Here is a 20,767-nt window from a genome sequence, read left to right as displayed (position 1 = left end):
ATGCCATCCGATGCCATTCCGTGTAAGTAATACTAACACTAAATTGATTTGTAGTATCTACTTTTTTGTGTTTTTAAAAATAAAAGAATATTATTCTTTCATTTTGATATTTAGAAAAATTTTATTAAAAAAATAGTGTTGTTTCTAAAGAATAGGGAACATGGACTAACGGGAAGGTGGATTTAGTCTTTTGTTCGATTTGTGGATTTTTAGAGCATATGCTTACAATTACCTTATTTTATGCTTATAATAGGGGAGTCAGATTTTTATCTGAAAAAGTAGCCACAAAGTGAGCGATTGCGATTGAAAAAATTATTATATGTAGCTTTTTTTGTTGTTTTTATAGTCATTTTTTTGTACGTAAACAATCATTGGCTGGTTGTAAGCAAGTATGAATTCGAGTCAGAAAAAGCGCCCGCCGGCTTTGATGGACTACGCATTACGCAAATAACAGATTTACAGGATGCTCTCTTTGGTGAACATCAAGAGAAACTCATAGCAAAGGTGAAGGCAACAAATCCTGACCTGATTTTTATTACAGGTGATTTAGTTGATAGCAATCGTTATAATTTGGAGCGAAGCTTGCAGGCTGTTAGGGGATTAGTTAAATTAGCGGATGTTTATTATGTGCTAGGAAACCATGAAGTAGCGACGAATAAAGTGAATGTAATTTATGACGAGCTATCATCGTTAGGTGTACATGTATTGTCCAATGAATCGACCGTCATTGAGCGCGACGGGGAGCGCTTGGCGATTGTTGGCATCGAAGATCCGTTATCGGGTAGAACAACGAAAGAAATGCTAGAGATAGCAACAAAAAATGTTCCACCAAATATATTAACGATTTTACTAGCGCATCGACCAGAAGTGTTTAATACGTATGTGGACTTTGGAATTGATTTAGTATTTGCAGGACATGCACATGGTGGACAAGTTCGAATTCCTGGTATTGGTGGTCTTTTCGCACGAGGACAGGGAATACTTCCGAAGTATACGGCAGGTGTTTTTGAAGAAGGAACAACAACTATGGCCGTTAGTCGAGGATTAGGTAATAGTACAGTACCTATTCGAATTTTTAATCCACCAGAAATTCTTGTAATGGAATTAAAGAAAAAATAAGCACTGCGTCTTTGCTCGCAGTGCTTATTTTTGTTTACGCTCTATACGTTTAACAAGATAAATGAGTATTCCGTATAAAATAATCATTGGAATGAATACGAGTAGCTGACTAATAAAATCGGGTGGTGTAATCACAGCAGAACCAATGCCCATCCCGATATAAGACCAGCCTCGTATTTTTTATGGATACGGCTGTTAGGATGCCTATGGACGATAAAAAGAGAACTACGATTGGGAATTCAAAGAGTAGTCCGAGCGGTACTAGAAACTATTCTGTTTTTATAATCAGGTATCTATGAAAAATTACTCAATTTAATTCAACTGTTGAACTGGTGAATCGATTAAATATAATCGAGAAGATCTGTGGGTAATTTGTGTATCGGTTGTGGATAATGTGTGGATAAAAATAATTTATTGAGGGATCAATTGCTTTAGCTGAGCAATTGTCTGTGGATAATTATCGATGGGGAGATGGCAGCAATAGAATGTGCAGCAAGTGATGGCGTGCATAAATGAATAAAGGAGCTACCTCAGTAATGGATTAGCTCCTTTGTTGTAATTTATTTTCGAAAAGGTCAGTTTAGTACTTCTTGTACTGCTTCAAATAGTTGCTCGGTAGAGATGATACGCTCGCCACCGCCTTGCACCATCTGATCACTGCCGCCGCCTTTTCCATTAATGAGTGGCAGTGCCTTTGCGGCAATGTCCTTCATACTCTTTTCAACTTTTGCACCACGTGCTGCGACAAACTGAAGCTTGTCTTCATTTTCTGAAACAAGTAATACGATAGCTTCTACCTGCTCAGTGACAACAGTTCGAGCTAATTTTTGAAGCTCCTGCATAGTACGCTGAGTAAAGACGGCAGTAATAACACGTTCTTTACTAGAAACTAGCGCTTTTGCTTCATAATTTAACAGCTCTTCTTTTGCCGCCACAAGTGCCTTTTCTGTACTTTTTTGTGTTGTTAAGATTTTTGTAAGTGCTGTAGCTGCTTCAACTTCAGGTACACTTAATTGTCTTGCAACGTCAGCTAGAACTTTCTTTCGCATGGCTAGCTCCGCTAAAACTCGATGACCACATACAAAGGAGACACGAATATTGCCCTTCATTTTTTCTGTGCCAAGAATTTTTATTGCGCTGACTTGTCCTGTTGATGTTGGATGTGTACCGCCACAACCGTTGTAATCAAAGTCTGGAATAATAACAAGCCGTATATCTCCTGTAACGGCTACATCTTTACGTAGGCTGTAGTTCTCTAATTCTTTTTCTGTAATCCATGTCGTTTCAATTGGGCGGTTCTCTAAAATAATTTCATTGGCACGGGCTTCCGCGGCCACAAGCTGTTCTTCCGTTAGGACATCTACGGCAATATCAATTGTGACTTGCTCACTACCTAAATGGAAGCTAACAGTTGGTGCATCAAAAAGCTCGACAAAGGCCGCTGTTAAAATATGTTGACCTGCATGCTGCTGCATATGATCAAATCGTCGTTGCCAATTCAATTGTCCATGCACATCTCCAACTAAACTAGAAGAGTCGCCTTGAATATAATGGCGAATTTCATCATTGATTTTCTCAACCTCGATAACCTCTATATCATTTAAAGTACCAGTGTCATGAGGTTGTCCGCCTCCTGTTGGATAAAATGCAGTATTTGATAGCACCACGTAGTTGCGGCCATCGATATCGGTTCCTTTATTGACAATTGTTGCATTAAATTCACGTAGCATAACATCTTGATAATATAGTAGTTCTTTCAAGAAAAAGCCTCCTTTATGTAGAGAATCCTTAAGAGAATCACGTCTCTCAATTAATTTATTTTCATTGTGGCATAATTACTTTCAAGTGTATACGAGTTTTCTATTTGACCCATGCTGAATTTGATTTAATATATATAAGAACAGGTTAACTTAAAGGAGATCGTACAATGGAAATTACACAATTCTCAATGGAAGAAATTTTAGACCCAACAAACATTATTGAAGGCAAGCGTTACGAATTTATTTTGGATGTAGATATTGATGAAGAAGATGAGCTTTATCACGAAGCAGGAATTGAAATTCGTGTACTAATCGCTGAAAAAGGTGAAGAGTCATTTGTTTTAAATTACTTCATCATGGAAAAAGCAGAAGGTGAGTATTTAGATTTTGCATTAGAGGATGAAGAGCTAGAAGAGATTTTAACATTCTGCAAAGAGGAAATCGCAAAAGCGTAGTAGGTCTGCGTAAAAGCATTTCCAACAAAAATAAATAGTTTCTTATTCGATAATATTCCGCTTTGCTTTCTGTGGACAGGCACAAGTTACATTGGTGTACTCTTGTTTGTCTCCTGGGAGTCTAAGCGGAATTTTAACTTTACATCACTAATTAAGGATTATTTAAGATTAATGAAATAGTAGTGTTGTGTTAAAAGGGTAAACTAAGTTTAAGAAATAAAAAACGGGTGTTTTTAGGCTTATCACTAAAGCGGCTCATTGGATGCACTGTCCCAAAAAGCGCTCAGCCTGAACGGAAATCAACCATACGTTATGGTGAATAGCCGATTTTTAAACGAAGAGGTGTTCTATGTCAGTTTATACACATTCTATAATGGTAGCTTTATTAATAACAATTTTCTCATCCTTTATGCTATTTGTACCTTGGCTAATTTATACGTATCGGAAATATGGCTACTTATCTGTATCCAAAACTATTATTACGTTCTCATTTATTTTTTACTTTTTATCGGCATTATGCTTAGTTTTATTGCCTTTCCCAGAAACACGGGATACTTGCTCTTTGCAAGCCCCAGATACAGTCCATTATAATTTACATCCTTTTCAATTTGTTACGGATATTTTAAAGGATAGTGGGATTGTTTTGACGAATCCTTCAACATGGATTTATATACCGAAGCAGCCTGCTTTTTTTCAGGCATTTTTTAATTTCTTGCTTCTCATGCCTTTTGGCGTGTACTTGCGTTATTTCCTTAAAAAAAGAAAGTACTGGAAACGTGCATTTCTATTTAGCTTTTTGCTAACATTGTTTTATGAGGTAACCCAATATACAGGAATTTATGGCATCTTTAATTGTGCGTATCGAATTTTTGATGTGGATGATTTAATACTTAACAGTGTTGGTGCGCTATTAGGGTTCTTCTTAGCCCCTGTTGTGTGGGCGCTGTTTCCTTCTCATGAAAAGGTGACGGCTAAAGCAGCAGAAATGGTCGAGAAAGATATTGTCAAACCATTATCAATTTTATTGGCACTAGCAATAGATTTATTTATCGCACAAATCATTTTGTTCATCAGTAGTGCTGTAACAGGATATAGTGGTATGTTTGAGTTTTTAGTGAAAATTGCTTTATATATGTTGCTCTTTGGTGTTGTTCCAAGCCTTACAAACGGGGCAACATTAGGGATGAAGTTTATGCGCTTTACAATGGTCAGTGAAAACGGCAAAAGTATTGTCAGCCAATCTTGGCGCCGTTGTGTTGCTATTCTGGTGATAGTCTGTACTTCGGAGATTATAACAATTATAGGGAACATAAAATTAAATATGGATTCACCATTTTATGTACTACAAATTGTTATTACATTGTTAGTCTTTATAGCGAACTTTGTTCTAATGATGGTTATCGCTATTCATGTAATACGTGTCATCGCAAGTGGAGGCAGACGCCGTTTATTTATGGACTATTATGCAGGCTTACTAGCAACGAGAAAAAAATAAGGGGGATTATTGGATGAAATACGTAATCATCGGGGGAGATGCTGCGGGTATGTCAGCAGCAATGGAAATATATCGAAATGTACCAGGAGCAGAGATTACATCGGTAGAACGTGGATTAATTTATTCATATGGGCAGTGTGGCTTGCCTTATGTTGTAGATGGGCGTATTTCATCGACAAAGCGTCTCATAGCAAGAGATGTAGAAACGTTTCGTGATAAGTACGGTATTGATGCTCGTGTTGGTCATGAGGTTAAAGGAATTGATGTAGACAAGAAGCTTGTTTTTGGTACACAGTCATCTGGTGAATCATTTGAAATTCCTTATGATAAGCTACTTATTGCAACGGGCGCGGATCCTATTATGCCTGTGGAGAAGGGTTCGGATTTGGCGGGTATACACACGGTGAAAACAATACCTCAGCTAGATGAGTTACTAGCCGATTTAACGCCTGATATAGAAAATGTAACAATTATAGGCGCAGGGTATATTGGGCTAGAGATGGCTGAGACGATCCATGCTTGCGGCAAAAACGTAAGATTGATCCAACGAGGTAGCTATGTTGCAAGAATTTTAGATGAAGAGCTTGCACAACATGTTCATGAAGAAGCGAAAAAGAATGATATCGAACTTGTGTTAAATACAAAAGTAGAGGCGTTTGAGGGGAATCACCGTGTTGAGCGTGTTATAACAGACAATGGCGCATTTGATACGGATTTAGTCATTATGGCTGCGGGGATTAAACCAAATACTCAATTTTTAGAAGGTACAGGTATAGCACTAGAGAAAAATGGTGCGGTTATCGTCAATCGACATTTAGAGACATCTGTTGAAAATATTTATGCGGCGGGAGATTGTGCAACGCATTTTAATATTGTGAAAGAACGCCTAGATTATATTCCTCTTGGAACGACAGCTAATAAGCAAGGTCGTTTAGCGGGACTCAATATGTCGGGCAAGTTCGCGCCGTTTCGTGGGATTGTAGGTACGTCGATCTTAAAGTTTTTCAATTTAACGATTGCCACGACTGGTATTAATGAGCGCAATGCTAAAGAGCTAGGTTTTGAATATGAGGCATTTAAATTGTCTGCGCGCCATATTGCGGGATATTATCCAGGTGCCCAACGGATGTTTATTAAAATTATTGTTCGTAAACGAGATCAACAGCTTTTGGGCGCACAAATTGTTGGTCCGGCAGGTGTTGATAAACGGATCGATGTGTTTGCGACAGCCTTATACAATAAAATGACGTTACCAGATTTACTAGATTTAGATTTAGCCTACGCGCCTCCATTTAATGGTGTTTGGGATCCACTACAGCAGGTGGCCAGAATAAATGCGCGTTTATAACGAAGGGGGTTATTAGAAATGAGCATTTACGATATTCAGGTTGCTTTAGAAGATGGTACTGAATATAGCTTAGATCGTTATAAGGGCAAGGCAATGCTAATTGTTAATACGGCTTCCAAATGTGGTTTTACACCGCAGTTTGAAGAATTAGAAGGTCTGTATAAAAAATATCAGGATGAAGGTCTTGTTGTTCTTGGCTTCCCATCCAATCAGTTTAAACAAGAGGTAGCGACTGCTGAGGAAGCGGCGTCACAATGCCGTTTAACATATGGGGTGACGTTCCCTATGCATGAAATTGTGAAGGTCAATGGTAAGGATGCACACTCTATTTTTGAGCATTTGACATCGCATTCAAAAGGCTTTCTCGGCAACAGTGTAAAGTGGAATTTCACAAAATTCCTTGTGAATCGTAATGGTGATGTTGTTGGACGCTATGGATCAGCTGATAAGCCAAGTAGCTTTGAAGACGATATACAAAAGGCATTAGCATAATAAAGTTGAGGATTCACGCACAGTTTTGTGTGTGAATCCTTTTTTGCTCTTAGGCAGGTGGATGCCGAAAAAATTAAAAGTTGGGTGATAAAACGTAAAAGTTAGTAGATAAAATTCAAAAGTTGGGTGATAAAACATGAAAGTTTATCGATAAAGCTAAAAAGTTGGGTGACACTTTGTTAAAACGTATGTCATGTGGATAGGTTGATTTAAGGTTGTTGTAAGCTTGGGACAAATTTGTTGTAAGTTTGAGGGCGTATACTAAAGTCAGAAAGAAGAGGTGAGCGTTTATGACGCCATTATTAAAGGTACAAAATGTAGAAAAGACTTACGGCAAAGGCGCAAATACATTTACAGCGCTATCGAATATATCATTTGAAGTAGAAAAAGGAGAGTTTGTTGGTGTAATGGGGCCTTCAGGGGCTGGGAAATCGACGCTATTAAATGTGTTAGCCACAATTGATACGCCAACGACTGGTGAAATTATTATTGGTGATACAAACTTAGCGCGCATGAAGGATGCGGAGTTAGCGGATTTTCGTCGCGACAATCTAGGCTTTATCTTCCAAGACTATAACTTACTCGATTCTTTAACAGTTCGTGAAAATATCGTACTGCCTCTTGCGATTGCAAAAGTGCCAACAAAGGCAATTAACGCAAGGGTAGAACGCATAGCAACACTGTTTGGGATAAAAGAGTTACTTGATAAATACCCATATCAAATTTCAGGTGGGCAAAAGCAACGTACAGCATCATCACGTGCGTTAGTTACAGAGCCGAAACTAATCTTTGCGGATGAGCCAACAGGTGCTCTTGATTCAAAATCAGCAACAGACTTGCTTGAAAGTTTAAGTGATTTAAATAATTCACAAGCGTCCACTATTATGATGGTTACGCACGATGCATTCGCAGCAAGCTTCTGCCAACGCATTCTATTCATTCAGGACGGACAGCTTTCTAAGGAAATTCATCGTGGTACTCAAACAAGAAAGCAGTTCTTCCAAGAGATTTTACAGGTGCTTGCTGGCATCGGAGGTGGAGTAAATGACGTTATTTAGTTTAGCGCGTAAAAATATTCAGCGCAATTTGTCGAATTACTTTTTATATATCGCTTCGATGGTCTTTAGTATCGTCATCTACTTTACGTTTGTGACATTGAAATATAATGATGATCTTTCAGCATTGAAACAATCATCGCAGCAAATTAAAGGATTGATGAGTGCATCATCCGTTGTGCTATTATTCTTTATCATCATCTTTATGGCGTATTCCAATTCGTTTTTTATGAAGAGACGAAAAAAGGAAGTAGCACTTTACTCTTTACTAGGTGTGCGTAAGCAGAAAATTGGCTTAATGCTCTTTTTCGAGAATTTAGTGATTGGACTTGTTTCACTAGTACTAGGAATTATTCTTGGATTCTTTATGTCACAAGGGCTATTAATGATTTTAGTTCGTTTAATGGGCTATGAGGTTGTAGGAAGTTTAACTTTTTCCTCTGAGGCTCTAGTAAATACAACAGGCATTTTTGCGCTACTATTTTTATTCACATCTTTACAGGGCTACCGTGTTATTTATCAATTTAAACTAATTGACTTGTTCCATGCAGAGAAGCAAGGAGAGAAAATACCACGTGCATCATTATTAGCAGCTATTCTTGGGACAGCGCTAATTGCATTTGGTTATTACACAGCGTCTCAAGATATGTTTACGAGCAAGATTTGGCGATTTTTCACAGTACTAGGTACTCCACTAATGGTGATAGGTGTAACGATTGCAGGGACATATTTATTATTCCATAGTGTTAGCGTATTTGTATTAACGGCGTTGAAAAAAGCAACTTCTTGGTCATGGAAAGGCTTGAATTTAATCGGTGTATCACAATTATTGTACCGTATCCGAGCAAATGCTAAATCTCTTTCAATCATCGCTATTTTAAGTGCGACAACGATCACAGCAGGTGGCGGCGTTTTCGGTATGTATTACAATGCGGAAGCAACTGTACGTCATATGTTACCTAACACATTTATGTGGAAGGGTGAGACAGTAAAATTTTCACAAGAAGACGTCTTATACAACGAAGAGCTTTCTGTAAAAAATTTACGTGTCGATAATGAATATTCGTTTTTTGAATATACATTATTAAAGGAATCCGACTATAATCGTTTAGCAAAATTGCAGGGTAAAGATGAAGAACTGCACATTGCAGATGGTTCAACAGTGTTACTTGATGCAACTTTTGATGAACGTTTCTCACATGATTTTACGGGTGAGGAGTTTAAATTGGAAAACGGGGAATCATTCCATGTTGATAAAATGTATACAGAGAGTGTATTAAACTTTATTCCAGCTGGTACAGTACTCGTTGTGAATGATAAAGTATTCGCTGTAACAAATGCAGAAAATGTTAAAATGCAAGTAGTTGGTATGGATAATGACTTGAAGCAACAGGCGATTTCAAAAGAGATTTCCAATCAACTAGCTACTGAACAGCAGGAAGGTTTTTCAAGTGTTCCGCAAAGTTATGAGGATAGTTTAGCTACTGTAGGGTCACTATTGTTTGTAGGAAGCTTTTTAGGATTAGTATTTTTAGCAGCGACAGGAAGTATTATTTACTTTAAAATTTTAACAGAGGCAGAGGAAGATCAGTCTAAATATGCAATTTTAAATAAAATCGGTGTTAATAAAAAGCAGATATTAAAAACAGTTGCAGGGCAGGTTGCCGTGATCTTTAGTGCACCACTCATTGTTGGTATCGCACATAGTGCATTTGCGCTGATAGCCTTTTCACAACTATTTGGTATGGATATAACGAAACCAGTAATACTGTGGATGATTGCTTATTCTGCAATTTACGGCGTATATTATATCTTTACAGTTCGTTCATTCTATAAAATTGTTAGACAGGGGAATTAAGATGAAAAAAGTTTTCTTAGGTATAGGAGCATTGTTTTTATTGTTCGTAGCAGGTCTTGTTGTTCTGATGACTGTAGATTTTAACCGTTTAAATAAAGAAGCATACTATGTCCATATTACTACTGATGGTGATGTAGACGAATATAAGCTAGATAGTGGAGAAATTATGAAAATGTATTGGTACGAGATACCTGCTTATGACGAAAACGGTAAAGAGCAAACATTAAAGTTTTCAGCTCATAAAAACTTACGCCACGATGCATATATGAAGCTTTATGTAAAAAAAGAAACGGAAGTTACATCATATGATGAAGTAAAATTCAATGAGCTACCTGCAAAAGTACAGGAGCTAATGAAGAAATAAGAAGAAGGAGTAGTCCCGATCATAGGGCTACTCCTTTTTGTCTTCTTGTAATTGAATGCTAACAGTTGTACCTTGTTGTTCTTCGGAGGTAATCGTTACAGTTCCTCCGTGTGCTTCAATAATATCTCTAGCGATAGCAGTACCTAACCCAGTACCGTGTGTTTGCTCAGTATTTGTACCTCGATAATAGCGCTCAAAAATATGTTCAAGGTCTTCTTCAGAAATGCCGTTACCGTTGTCAGAAATCGTAATTGAATAATCTTCAACAAGAATAGTAACTGATACATCAGAAGGGTTGTGAAGCAATGCATTGTGTAAAAAATTCATTATTGCTCGTCGCATAAAGTGCTCATCAATGTGATGCTTGATAACATCGTTAGTTGCATTAAATTCAATATTGGCCTCCTCATATTGAGGGGTATTGAGTGTATCAATAACGATTTCACGAATAAATTGCACCATATTTACTTCGGTTAAGCTGAGCGGAAGCTGCTGATGTCTTAATCGCATAGTTAAGTTTAAATCATCCAGTAAATTTTGCATATGCAATGATTGTTTTTCGATAATGTGAGCGTAGTCTGTTTGTTCATCAGTAGTCAATTTTCCATCATTCAGTAGCTCCGCATAACCACGGATCGAAGCAAGGGGAGTTTTCATATCGTGTGACACATTGCTGATCCATTCTTCGCGCATCATCTCAAGTCGTTTTCGTTCCTGCTCGTGTGCGGCAAGCTCTTTTGATACTTCATTTAAATTCTCGAAAACAGGTTTGTACACACCACCTGGCATTTTACTAGTCACATGATCATGATTTTTTAAATGACGAATACGTTCAATCATTGCGTGTAGAGGCTTAGTCAATGTTCGACCGAAAAGCCAGCCAACGAGCGTAGCTACTAATAAATCAGCAATGACAATGAGCAAACCAAACTTGCCAATAAACTGTAATACGGAAGAACTAGAAAAATGAGTGACATATCTAGTAACGCCGCTTCCTTCGATGCCGATAAGATAACTAATGCTTTCTTTACTTCCCACATATACGGTTGTATCTACGTCGAATTCTTTATATTTATAAACTTGAATTAAATCAATCGGCGCATAATGTGCAGGAGCTTTCTCTGGAGCGAAATGGGCTTCAACGACCTGTCCATTATTATTAAGTAATTGAATCCAAGCATTTCGCTGATGCAATTGTTGAAGTCCATCATTGCTGACTGTTGGCGTTCCATTACTTATATCAATATATTGTTGGAACTCACGCACGAAGTTTTCTTCTGAATAGGAAGTTGTATTATCGTATTTATTTCCCTGTTGAAAAATGAAAAACCCAATTAAAATGGCTGTATTTACGAAAATAACAATAATAACAATAGACAGCACAGACAAAAGGAATCTAGCTGTTAATTTCCATTTCATACTTGCTCCTCTTTTGGAACTACCAATTTATAGCCAAGCCCTTTTACAGTTGTAATATACACAGGCTTGGATGCATCATTTTCAACCTTTTCACGCAGACGCCGAATATGCACCATTACGGTATTGTCTGAGCCGAAAAAGTCCTCTCCCCATACACGCTCAAACAGTGTTTCTTTACTTAAAATTCGATTAGGATTATTCATAAAGCAAGCCATCAAGCCGATCTCTTTCGCTGTTAGCTCCAATAAAACGCCGTCCTTATGTACCTCCGTTTCATCACCATTAAGTAAGAATGGGCCAACTTGAATTGACTTCTCGGAAGGTACTGGTGCTACTTCTTGCGTTTGATAGCCAGCTCTGCGAAGTTGTGCCTTCACGCGATAGGCAACCTCTTTAGGACTAAAAGGTTTCGTAATATAATCGTCTCCTCCGATAGCAAGTCCTAAAATTTTATCAATTTCATCATTTTTCGCTGACATGAATAGTACTGGTACATGCGATACTTCTCGAATACGACGACATAAATCATAGCCCTCGCCATCGGGAAGCATCACATCAAGAAGTACAATATCAGGTTGTGCTTGTTGAAAGCTCGTCCAGGCTTCTTGAATGGAGCCAGCTGTATGAATTTGTTTATACCCTTCTTTTTGGAGGCTGACTTTTAGAAGGTTTGCTAAATCAGCCTCATCATCCACCACTAGAATAGTTGGTTCTTGCATGGTTCACTCGTCCTTTCTCTTGATTATTTTAAGATTTGCGTATGGCTATATGTTTAGCAGTAGCTCGATAAACATTTCCTTATTCAGTTAATAACAGAAGTGCCAAGATAATGGTCGCATAGCTTGGGATTTGCCCACCGATTGAAGTGTCTTATGTGACTTATTATAAATGAAACTTGCTTAAAAAAGGAATTGAGACATTACTTAAATATCGATCAGTTAGGATTAAAACCAAAAGTTGTGGATACTTTTGGTGATGATCCAAAATTAATGCTTTATATACTCGTTTGAAAAGTCTATATCAAAGCAGCTTTTACATTAGAGTACTAACCAGCTATAGCGTTCCATTACTGAGCGCTCGAGCTTTCACGATTAACAGTCTCTTTTGAAACTTTTTACAGATAGAAAGCGTAATAAGAGTATCAAACCATCTAGGAGGGAAAAAGATGTTCAAAAAAATAGCAGCAGACGCGCTTGGACTTTCAGATATTGGAGTAGTTGTGGCTCGGGAGGATTATGATAAGGCAGATGCAGATGATTTCATCCTGCATGAAATTGACGAGAAAATTTATTTCTTAATTAAGACGAAGGCGGACGAGTATTGCTTTACAAATCGAGCAATTATTCATGTAGATGGTGAAAGTGCGATAAGTAAGAAGCGATTATTACGTCGTTACGACTACTCAATGCACAATATTAGTGAAGTGTTCCTGGAAACAGCAGGAACTATTGACCTTGATGTTGAAATTAAATTTACAATCGACAATACGCCATTTTCAATTGACATTCATAAACGTTTTATTAATGATATTAAAGATTTGTATAAAGCGTTGCATGCTATTAGCTATGAGCAAAAGCAAAATGCATACAAGCTAGAGGTAGCAGAAAAAAGTTTATCGATTGCTTCTTCATCCATTGGTCGTATCGGTAATGACAATGTTACACCATCGGCATCATTCGAGGAGATTACACGTTTTGCGAATGATTGGATGATCGATCATAAGGACAAATACAAAAAAGAAGATTTCTCTCAAGTTTTTGATTTATATGTTAATAACTAAAGTGATAAAGGGCTACGGGAGTATTAGAAGTCTTTTATTTTAGGGTTCTTATCTTGGATATACCAACATTTGATAAATTACTTCACAGAGTTCTTGGTCCACCTAATACTTTCAATATTGTTTTAGCGCTCTTACTAACTGCGACGCTTATTTTTATAGTCCTAAAACTGCCTACATCTAAAAGGAATGAAGGTGCTCGAGGTAATTACAATAAAAGCACAGAATTTTACAATGCATTTGTATGAGTCTGTGCTTTTTTATGTATAAAAGGTTGAAAATATGTAAAATAAACGTCATAATTTTCCATATATCTAATAGCCATTTTATTAGGGGGAATCATGACCGAAGAAAAAAGAATTTCAACGCTACTATAATTATTCAATACATACGATTCCTGATATTCCCCTCAAAATGGAAGGAACTATCGAACTTGATGTCGAATTTAGTTTTACAATCGACAATATACTACAAAGAGTTATTTAAAGTGTTGAAATCAAATTTAATTTCTTTTAGCGGGTGTCACGGAATTATACTGATCATAATTGAACAAAAATTAATATACATAAAATAAAAACTAGGGGCGTGACGAAAAAATGATAAATGAATTGCATGTGCTAGAAAAAGAAGAAGTACAAAATGAAGATCTTGTACAGCAGCCGCAAGCCGTCGAAACATTATTCGTAAATGAGTTCATAGATGGTATTTTAGATCCACAACAGAAAATGCTTGGACCTATCAAAGATGGTGGAACAATCATTGCTAATACGACACCAGGATGTTGGGGCCCGATGCTAACACCGACGATTCGTGGTGGGCATGAAGTAACAAAGCCTGTATTTGTAGAAGGTGCAGAGGTAGGAGACGCCATTGTTATCAAGATTAAATCACTACAGGTAACATCTGTAGCAACAGCATCTGGGCATGATGAGGTAATTATAGATCGTTTCATTGGTGATCCATTCGTATCAGTAAAATGCCCAGGCTGTGGTAAGCTTCATCCGAATACAGTTGTCAAAGGGATAGGTCGGCAGGCTATTCGCTGTTCGACATGTGATACTGAAACATCACCATTTAACATGACGAATGGCTATACGATGGCGTTAGATCATAAGGGGAATATTGGTGTAACGGTTGGGCGAGAAGGGGCTCGCCGTATTGCACTTGATGCGAAAAATTATATGCGTACACCTGAAAACTCTGTGCAAAATCCTGTAGTTGCGTTAGCGCCAAGTGATTTGATAGGTGTTATGGCAAGAATGCGACCGTTTCTAGGGCAGCTTGGAACGACGCCTTCAAAGGCAATGCCAGATTCCCACAATGCGGGTGATTTTGGTTCGTTTTTAATCGGTGCACCCCATGAATATTCATTTACGCAGACGGAATTAGATACACACCGTACAGATGGACATATGGATATAAGTCGTGTTCGTGAGGGGGCAACCATTATTTGCCCAGTAAAAGTCCCAGGTGGTGGTGTGTATATTGGTGATATGCACGCAATGCAAGGGGACGGAGAAATTGCAGGACATACAACGGATGTTGCTGGTATAGTTCAGCTTCAGGTAAGTGTGTTGAAAAAAGTAGCTTTGGATGGCCCTATTTTATTGCCAAATACAGAGGATTTACCTTATACGGCTAAACCTTTTACAAAGGAAGAAAAACGTCGCGCACGTGAGCTTGCAGAGGAATTTGGCGTTAAGCAAGTGGAGGAAGCATTCCCGGTATCGATTGTTGGCTCAGGAACATCATTAAATGAAGCAACAACTAATGCTATCAGCCGAGCTACAAGGCTTTTTGAAATGAGCGAGCCAGAAGTTATGAATCGAGCGACGATTACAGGATCGATTGAAATTGGTCGTCATCCAGGTGTCGTAACAGCAACATTCCAAGTACCTAAAACAGTCCTGAAAAAAGCAAGAATTTATAAACCAGTCAAAAAACAATATGATTAAATGAATACTGAAAAAACCAAAAAGAAAGCAAACTAGAGGATTTCATAGTTTGCTTTTTTTATTGGTTATAAGGCCAAAAATTATTGAGCTTTTATTTGGCTGAAGGCAGATTCAAAATTTGACATTGCGAAATTGAATTCTATTTAGTAGTTGTTATAATAGAACAAGCTTAGAATAAACAAAAATCGATACGGTTTCTATAGAATTTTGAGTAAAAGGAAGGTGACTCATGGCAGATTTCATGCGCTTGCAGGACGACGAAGGGAAATCAAAACCTATTAAAACATACATATTCAAGATGAAAGGTGGGGGAAATGCTCCTTCACGAACAAATTTTGCTGATGCCATAACAGGTGCAATCGGTGGATTAATATGTATTTCTGTTTTGCTTTGGTTGACGAACCATACAGGTGCCCCATGGCTAATGGCTTCACTTGGTGGGAGCTGTGTACTCGTATTTGTTGTTTGGAATGCGCCGTTGTCCCAGCCTCGAAATATTATTGGAGGTCATTTGATTTCAGCTTTTATCGGCTTAACCGTGTATTCGCTATTAGGGACGGGCATCGTTTCAATTAGCCTTGGCGTAGGTTTAACCATTTTTTTTATGGCCTTTTTAGGAATTATTCATCCGCCAGCAGGAGCGAATCCAATTATTATTATTTTAGGAGGCTATGGATGGAGCTATCTAGTAACGCCCGTTCTTATTGGTGCTCTCATTATCGTATTTTTTGGTCTTATGATAAATAATCTACGTGAAACACGGAAGTATCCTTTATTTTGGTGAGGAATAAATTTTAGCAAGTTGTGAAAAAATGTGTTGTGCTTCACAAAAACAAACATTGTCGTTACGCTTTCGATGCAAAAACATCCTTCAATAATTTGAAGGATGTTTTTTGTAATTATTTTGGCTGCTCTTCTTTTAAACTGCGAAATTAATCTTGGCCTATCTTTGAGATATTTGACTTTTAGATGATTTTTTAGGGATTGTGGTCAAAGTTGTCAATTTTGCACGAACACTTTTGTTATCTTCTTTTATGCATATTTCGATTTCTTTAGCATATGATTGATAAGATTTGTTATATTGAAGAAAGAGAGTTAAAAGGTTTGGCAAGTATTTTACAGAATAGGGGAAGATCGTTGTTGGTTGAATTTGATGGGGGGCTCCAGTTGCATGCTGTTGGATTGTGATGAGCAGTTATTCATGACATATAAACATAATGGTGAAAAGGGTGCTGAAAAATTACTGTCAAAATGGTTAGAGGCAGAGAGTGATTCACCGGCAGACCCGAAAATTCTAGGTACTGCACTTTCACCGAACTTATTTTTAGTGAATGAGGAAACTGCGATGAATATTGCGTTTTCAACTGCGCGAAAATATTGGGGTCGTGTGACGATAGATATGCAAACTTTTTTTAACAAGTATGGCTTGGATACTAAATTTGTGAATGAACGTCTCAATGCTTTTTTTTATACGCAAAAAGGCAAGGAGACCTTTTTTGAACAACTTTTTGCACAGCACACAATGGACTTAGAGCGATTAATCTGGCTAATTTTCGGAAAGCGAATGCAAATTACAATGCCAGTCAACGAACTACAAACAATATTTTTATATAAATTTGAAAATGAGTATTTAGTGCATATGATTTATAAAGAAGATACTCAATTTTGGCATTGGCTTTTCATGAAAAAAGTTTATTCACTGTTTATCCACAAACCATTAGAACAATTCACATTTATCCATGAAATGATGGGTCATGTTGAACAATCTACAAGAAAAACCTGTGGATATGTGAATAACTTTGTGGATAATTATAAAAAAACTCTGGATAAGTGTATAACCTACGTGGATAACTGTAATTCTACTTGTTTAGCAAAAAAGCAGTTACATCTTTACCAAATTGTAACGCATTATCGTCTATCTGAAGGAGATTATTCATGCGTTAAAGCTTTAATTACTTCCTTTGAAGCGGATTGGCGTTATTCAATGTATGCATTGACAGAGAAAGAAAAAGCTCTGATTGCCTATCTTCAGTTTCATATAGCACACCAGGAGAAGAATCCTGAAACTGTTATTCACTACGGTGAGTATTTATTAGAAGATGAACGACTTAATAATTACGCGATAGAGATTTTGTTGGAATATAAGGAGTTATTGCCGAATCGTAAGCCAACACCTCCTGCAATTATTAAAAATTATGAACTAAACTTTTTAGAGAACTTGTATGCAGTATTGTTGGATCATTACGTAAAAATGGAGCGTTATCAAGAGGGGCTTCAACTTTTAAAGGAACATGTATTAGCGTCTAATAAAAAAATACATGCCTCTTTAGTACAGAACAATTATACTAATGAGCAATTTATTGCGATTGAAGCGTCAGTTCAGCAGGATATCGCTCTCCATGTAAATAATTCATTACAGCATATTGGCTTGTCTGTTGAAGAGTGGCGCCAGCATTATCGTCAGCCAGAAACGCCTTACTCTTTGGTGGCAATGAGCGCATCCTTGCATATGCTCAATATTTTAAAGGTGTTATTTGTAACGGAGCAGTACGAGCTTTTTGAAAAATTAATGGAAATATATAAAAAATATTTACTCATAGATGATCATTTCGAAAAGTTACGGGTCTTTATAAGTGCGTATGTTTAACTTTTATCAGCCGATTTAGGGCACAATTATGCCGAGGCGTAGTTGATTAGAAATACAAAAAAAGTGTCTAATGTGTTATAAATACAACATTAGACACTTTATTTATTTTTTATTCTAAAACTCCTTTGTTCTGTAAGTCTGCAATTTGCTCGACGCTATAGCCAAGTGAAGATAACACTTCCTCATTATGCTCTCCAAGCTTAGCACCGACATGCTTGTACTGCGGCTTAACGCCGTCAAACTTAAACGCTGATGCAATTTGCTTTTGTGTAGTACCGTCGCTTTTAGGAATATCAACAATCATCCCACGAGCTTTGAGCTGAGGATGCTCGCACGCTTCTGGAAACGTTAATACTGGTTCGACACATCCCTCGAAATCCTCGTTAAACACTTCAAGCAATTCTTCGTAAGTCTTCGATAAGAATGCATCATGGACGGCTTCTTTAAAACGAATTTGTGTATAGTATGAATCATTAAACGTATTATCAATGAGCTCGGGAATATCAAGCGCTTCACAAAGCAATTTGCGGAATTGAGGTTCAAGACTTCCTACTGAGAAAAATCGGCCATCCTTTGTTTTGTAAAAGTCATAGTAGCTGCCACCGTTTAAAATTTCTTGCTCGGGCTGAGGTACGCGACCACCGCCAATATAGGCAGACCCATACATAGCATTGAGCGAAAATACAGCATCGGTCATACTGATATCAATATATTGTCCTTCTCTTGTTTTTTCACGATGTAAAGCAGCTGCGAGTACTCCAATTGCCGCATGCATCGTGCCCCCAGCAATATCAGCTAGCTGAACACCCATGGAGACAGGTTTTTTATCTTTATGGCGTGAATAATCGAGTAAGCCAGCTAATGATAAATAGTTATTGTCATGTCCTGGCCGATTGCTAAATGGTCCAGTTTGTCCATAGCCTGTAATAGCACAATAAATAACCTGAGGATTTACTTCTTTTAGAGCTTCGTAGCCAATGCCAAGCCGTTGCATGACGCCAGGCCGAAATCCTTCGATAATTATGTCGTACTCTTTAACGAGTGACTTCACAATTTCTATAGCTTCAGGTGATTTTAAATTTAATGTTAATGACTTTTTAGAGCGATTTAAATGTTGATGAATATAGGCCTCGTGATCATCATCGTAAGGAGGCATAATACGCGTTAAATCTACGCGTTTTGAGGATTCAACGTGAATAATCTCTGCGCCTAAATCAGCAAATATCATTGTCGCCATTGGCCCCGGTAGTAATGCAGAAAAATCGAGAATTTTTAACCCCTTTAAAATACCCAAATCTCCCAACCCCTTTTTGTGTAGGCTACATTGCCATCTATTCAAGAATGCATTGCAGCGCTTTTCTCATAATCCCCATTTTGTGAAAAGCATTTATTCAAGTTGTATTAATACAGCTTGAATGTAAATTATCAGTATTATAACAGAAGAATTGATGGCTTGACTATGTTAAATTTTATTATAAAATAATTAGTCAAAAAATTATATGTCAGAATAACGATAAAAGTAAAAAAAATCAGAAAATATAATTGTCACTATAACGAGGAGATGATCTTGTTTCCGGTTGGATGCGTGGGGCAGAAGTGTTTTCTGTGGTTACAGAAGAATTTTTGTTGAATATTCCAGATAACGGTTGTTATAAGAGTGTAAAAAATCTCTATGCAATAGATTTCTGCATAGAGATTTTCATATATCGTTGATCAACTTTAACCGTTCAACTATTTAGAATAAAAGTTAACCGTATAATAGGGTGCACCGTTATCTTTAAAGCAAACACCAACAAAAATATGTGTAAACTCTTTCCTTAAAATATTTATACGATGTCCTTTTGAATTCATTAGTGCTTCATGAGCAAATATACTATTATGCTGACCTTGCGCTATATTTTCGCCGTACCAATAGTGATTAACTCCCCCAGCAGTGAGGCGGTCGTTGGAATGATTACCTTTATGATCTTCATGACTAAAAAATTGATGTGTAATCATATTGCTACTATGTTGCCGAGCGATAGGGTTAGCCCCTTTGTCGTAAATGAGTGGTTGCAAACCTTTTATAACTCGCTCATGGTTAATAAGATCAACCATTAAATCTTCAAGTCCTGTTCGTAGTTCATTGGATGGTTTACCATAATAACCACGTTTACTTAATTCGGTTTTAGCATGTATCCAAATAATAGAACGAACTATATTGTTTTTGTGTAAATCATAGAAAAAAGTAACGTAGTGATTATCAATGAAATAGGTCCCGTGTGTAGTATTACCTTCATGATCGTTGTAATTGAGCAAATAGCTCGTATTTTCATAGTGAATGGCACTAAGCGGAAGACCGTATTTTCTATTTACATCTATTCGATTAGCACCGATACGAACACCAAATACGTTATGACCAATACGTGTTTCATATCCTCCAACCTCATTAGAATTATATTTCCCTACGAGGGAAAATGGGGCGTAGTTCGTCGCTACTCGATACCATTTCATTTTATAGTCACTTTGAAAGCTAGGTAGTGACAAAGTTTTTTGTGTCTTTGTTACATTCGGACGAGCTGACTTATTTGGATTGAAAGAAGTACTTGTCCATAAAGCCATACTATAACCAATCATTATTGGAGCTACTTTACGAAACAACATATTAAAACCCTCTTCTTAAAGTGAATTTATAATAAAAGTCTATTGAATTACTAAAAGTTATATAGATATAAATTACTATATTTTTGTTCTGTTAACGATGCTAAATTTATGGAACTTTCCCTACTATATGGCTCGCTACCATAACGTAGGGTTGATTTCCGTTACGACTGGGCGCTTTGTAGCTGACGCTTCGCTTTCGCGTAGAGCAGAGCTTCCTGGGGGCGTCTGATGAGCCGCTTCGCTGCAGGGTCTTGGGCCAACAGATGTCTTTTGCGCGAAAGCGTGAGTGCAACGTAGCGGCAGCAGCAGGTTTTGGTTTTGTTTGTGCGAAAGCGCAGCGACAGCAACAGCAGGTTTTGGTTTTGTTTGTGCGAAAGCGC

The 20,767-nt window shown here is 37.5% G+C and carries 18 protein-coding genes; 12 read left to right on the top strand and 6 right to left on the bottom strand.

Going from position 1 to position 20,767, the window contains the following annotated elements; genetic code table 11:
• Window positions 1-303: 303 nt before the first annotated feature.
• The gene (locus ABNX05_RS20920; RefSeq protein ID WP_349661480.1) at window positions 304-1,119 is read left to right on the top strand and encodes a metallophosphoesterase; all 816 of its coding nucleotides are present in this window, start codon (window positions 304-306) and stop codon (window positions 1,117-1,119) included.
• A gap of 575 nt (window positions 1,120-1,694) precedes the next feature.
• On the opposite strand, the gene ABNX05_RS20915 is transcribed toward ABNX05_RS20920, so the two are convergent.
• Window positions 1,695-2,879, bottom strand: a complete 1,185-nt coding sequence (locus ABNX05_RS20915) for an alanyl-tRNA editing protein (RefSeq protein WP_349661479.1) — start codon at window positions 2,877-2,879, stop codon at window positions 1,695-1,697.
• A 167-nt stretch (window positions 2,880-3,046) separates the two neighbouring features.
• Between ABNX05_RS20915 and ABNX05_RS20910 the strand changes: the two genes are divergently transcribed.
• The 7 genes from ABNX05_RS20910 to ABNX05_RS20880 all read left to right on the top strand — a co-directional run bounded on the left by ABNX05_RS20910 (window position 3,047) and on the right by ABNX05_RS20880 (window position 9,946).
• Window positions 3,047-3,334 (top strand): DUF6509 family protein, encoded by a 288-nt coding sequence (locus tag ABNX05_RS20910; RefSeq protein ID WP_349661478.1) that lies wholly within the window; start codon window positions 3,047-3,049, stop codon window positions 3,332-3,334.
• 349 nt (window positions 3,335-3,683) lie between these two features.
• Entirely contained in the window at window positions 3,684-4,829 is a 1,146-nt protein-coding gene (locus ABNX05_RS20905) for a VanZ family protein (protein WP_349661477.1), read from the top strand.
• A gap of 13 nt (window positions 4,830-4,842) precedes the next feature.
• On the top strand, window positions 4,843-6,177 hold the full coding sequence (locus ABNX05_RS20900) for an FAD-dependent oxidoreductase (RefSeq protein ID WP_349661476.1): 1,335 nt from the start codon (window positions 4,843-4,845) through the stop codon (window positions 6,175-6,177).
• Window positions 6,178-6,195: 18 nt separating this feature from the next.
• Entirely contained in the window at window positions 6,196-6,669 is a 474-nt protein-coding gene (locus ABNX05_RS20895; protein ID WP_349661475.1) for a glutathione peroxidase, read from the top strand.
• A 290-nt stretch (window positions 6,670-6,959) separates the two neighbouring features.
• On the top strand, window positions 6,960-7,727 hold the full coding sequence (locus tag ABNX05_RS20890) for an ABC transporter ATP-binding protein (protein WP_323650654.1): 768 nt from the start codon (window positions 6,960-6,962) through the stop codon (window positions 7,725-7,727).
• Window positions 7,714-9,582 (top strand): FtsX-like permease family protein, encoded by a 1,869-nt coding sequence (locus ABNX05_RS20885; protein WP_349661474.1) that lies wholly within the window; start codon window positions 7,714-7,716, stop codon window positions 9,580-9,582. Before ABNX05_RS20890 ends, ABNX05_RS20885 begins: the two co-directional genes overlap by 14 nt.
• 1 nt (window position 9,583) lies before the next feature.
• Window positions 9,584-9,946 carry a YxeA family protein gene (locus tag ABNX05_RS20880; RefSeq protein ID WP_349661473.1) on the top strand — a complete coding sequence of 121 codons (363 nt, stop codon included), beginning with the start codon at window positions 9,584-9,586 and terminating at the stop codon, window positions 9,944-9,946.
• Window positions 9,947-9,973: 27 nt separating this feature from the next.
• Here the strand turns inward: ABNX05_RS20880 and ABNX05_RS20875 are convergent, their stop codons facing one another.
• Window positions 9,974-11,365, bottom strand: a complete 1,392-nt coding sequence (locus ABNX05_RS20875) for a sensor histidine kinase (protein ID WP_349661472.1) — start codon at window positions 11,363-11,365, stop codon at window positions 9,974-9,976.
• On the bottom strand, window positions 11,362-12,084 hold the full coding sequence (locus ABNX05_RS20870) for a response regulator transcription factor (protein WP_349661471.1): 723 nt from the start codon (window positions 12,082-12,084) through the stop codon (window positions 11,362-11,364). The genes ABNX05_RS20875 and ABNX05_RS20870 overlap by 4 nt, the downstream gene beginning before the upstream one ends.
• Window positions 12,085-12,530: 446 nt before the next feature.
• Here ABNX05_RS20870 and ABNX05_RS20865 point away from each other — a divergent pair, with 446 nt between their 5' ends.
• From ABNX05_RS20865 to ABNX05_RS20850, 4 genes are all read left to right on the top strand, one after another.
• Entirely contained in the window at window positions 12,531-13,145 is a 615-nt protein-coding gene (locus ABNX05_RS20865) for a PH domain-containing protein (protein ID WP_349661470.1), read from the top strand.
• Between the two features lie 593 nt (window positions 13,146-13,738).
• Window positions 13,739-15,097, top strand: a complete 1,359-nt coding sequence (locus ABNX05_RS20860) for an acetamidase/formamidase family protein (RefSeq protein WP_349661469.1) — start codon at window positions 13,739-13,741, stop codon at window positions 15,095-15,097.
• A gap of 229 nt (window positions 15,098-15,326) precedes the next feature.
• Window positions 15,327-15,881 carry an HPP family protein gene (locus tag ABNX05_RS20855; RefSeq protein WP_349661468.1) on the top strand — a complete coding sequence of 185 codons (555 nt, stop codon included), beginning with the start codon at window positions 15,327-15,329 and terminating at the stop codon, window positions 15,879-15,881.
• A 387-nt stretch (window positions 15,882-16,268) separates the two neighbouring features.
• The gene (locus tag ABNX05_RS20850; RefSeq protein WP_349661467.1) at window positions 16,269-17,744 is read left to right on the top strand and encodes a hypothetical protein; all 1,476 of its coding nucleotides are present in this window, start codon (window positions 16,269-16,271) and stop codon (window positions 17,742-17,744) included.
• Between the two features lie 109 nt (window positions 17,745-17,853).
• Here the strand turns inward: ABNX05_RS20850 and ABNX05_RS20845 are convergent, their stop codons facing one another.
• The 3 genes from ABNX05_RS20845 to ABNX05_RS20835 all read right to left on the bottom strand — a co-directional run.
• On the bottom strand, window positions 17,854-19,038 hold the full coding sequence (locus ABNX05_RS20845; protein ID WP_349661466.1) for a CaiB/BaiF CoA transferase family protein: 1,185 nt from the start codon (window positions 19,036-19,038) through the stop codon (window positions 17,854-17,856).
• 437 nt (window positions 19,039-19,475) lie between these two features.
• Complete coding sequence (locus ABNX05_RS20840; RefSeq protein WP_349661465.1) at window positions 19,476-20,387, bottom strand: CAP domain-containing protein; 912 nt, start codon at window positions 20,385-20,387, stop codon at window positions 19,476-19,478.
• 161 nt (window positions 20,388-20,548) lie between these two features.
• Window positions 20,549-20,767: hypothetical protein (locus tag ABNX05_RS20835; RefSeq protein ID WP_349661464.1), on the bottom strand; the 219-nt coding region annotated here is incomplete at its 5' end.

The organism is Lysinibacillus zambalensis (genome assembly GCF_040183165.1).
Taxonomy (GTDB): Bacteria; Bacillota; Bacilli; order Bacillales_A; family Planococcaceae; genus Lysinibacillus; species Lysinibacillus zambalensis.
The sequence above is the reverse complement of the archived record's forward strand: the minus strand, read 5'-3'. Positions and strand labels throughout refer to the sequence as shown.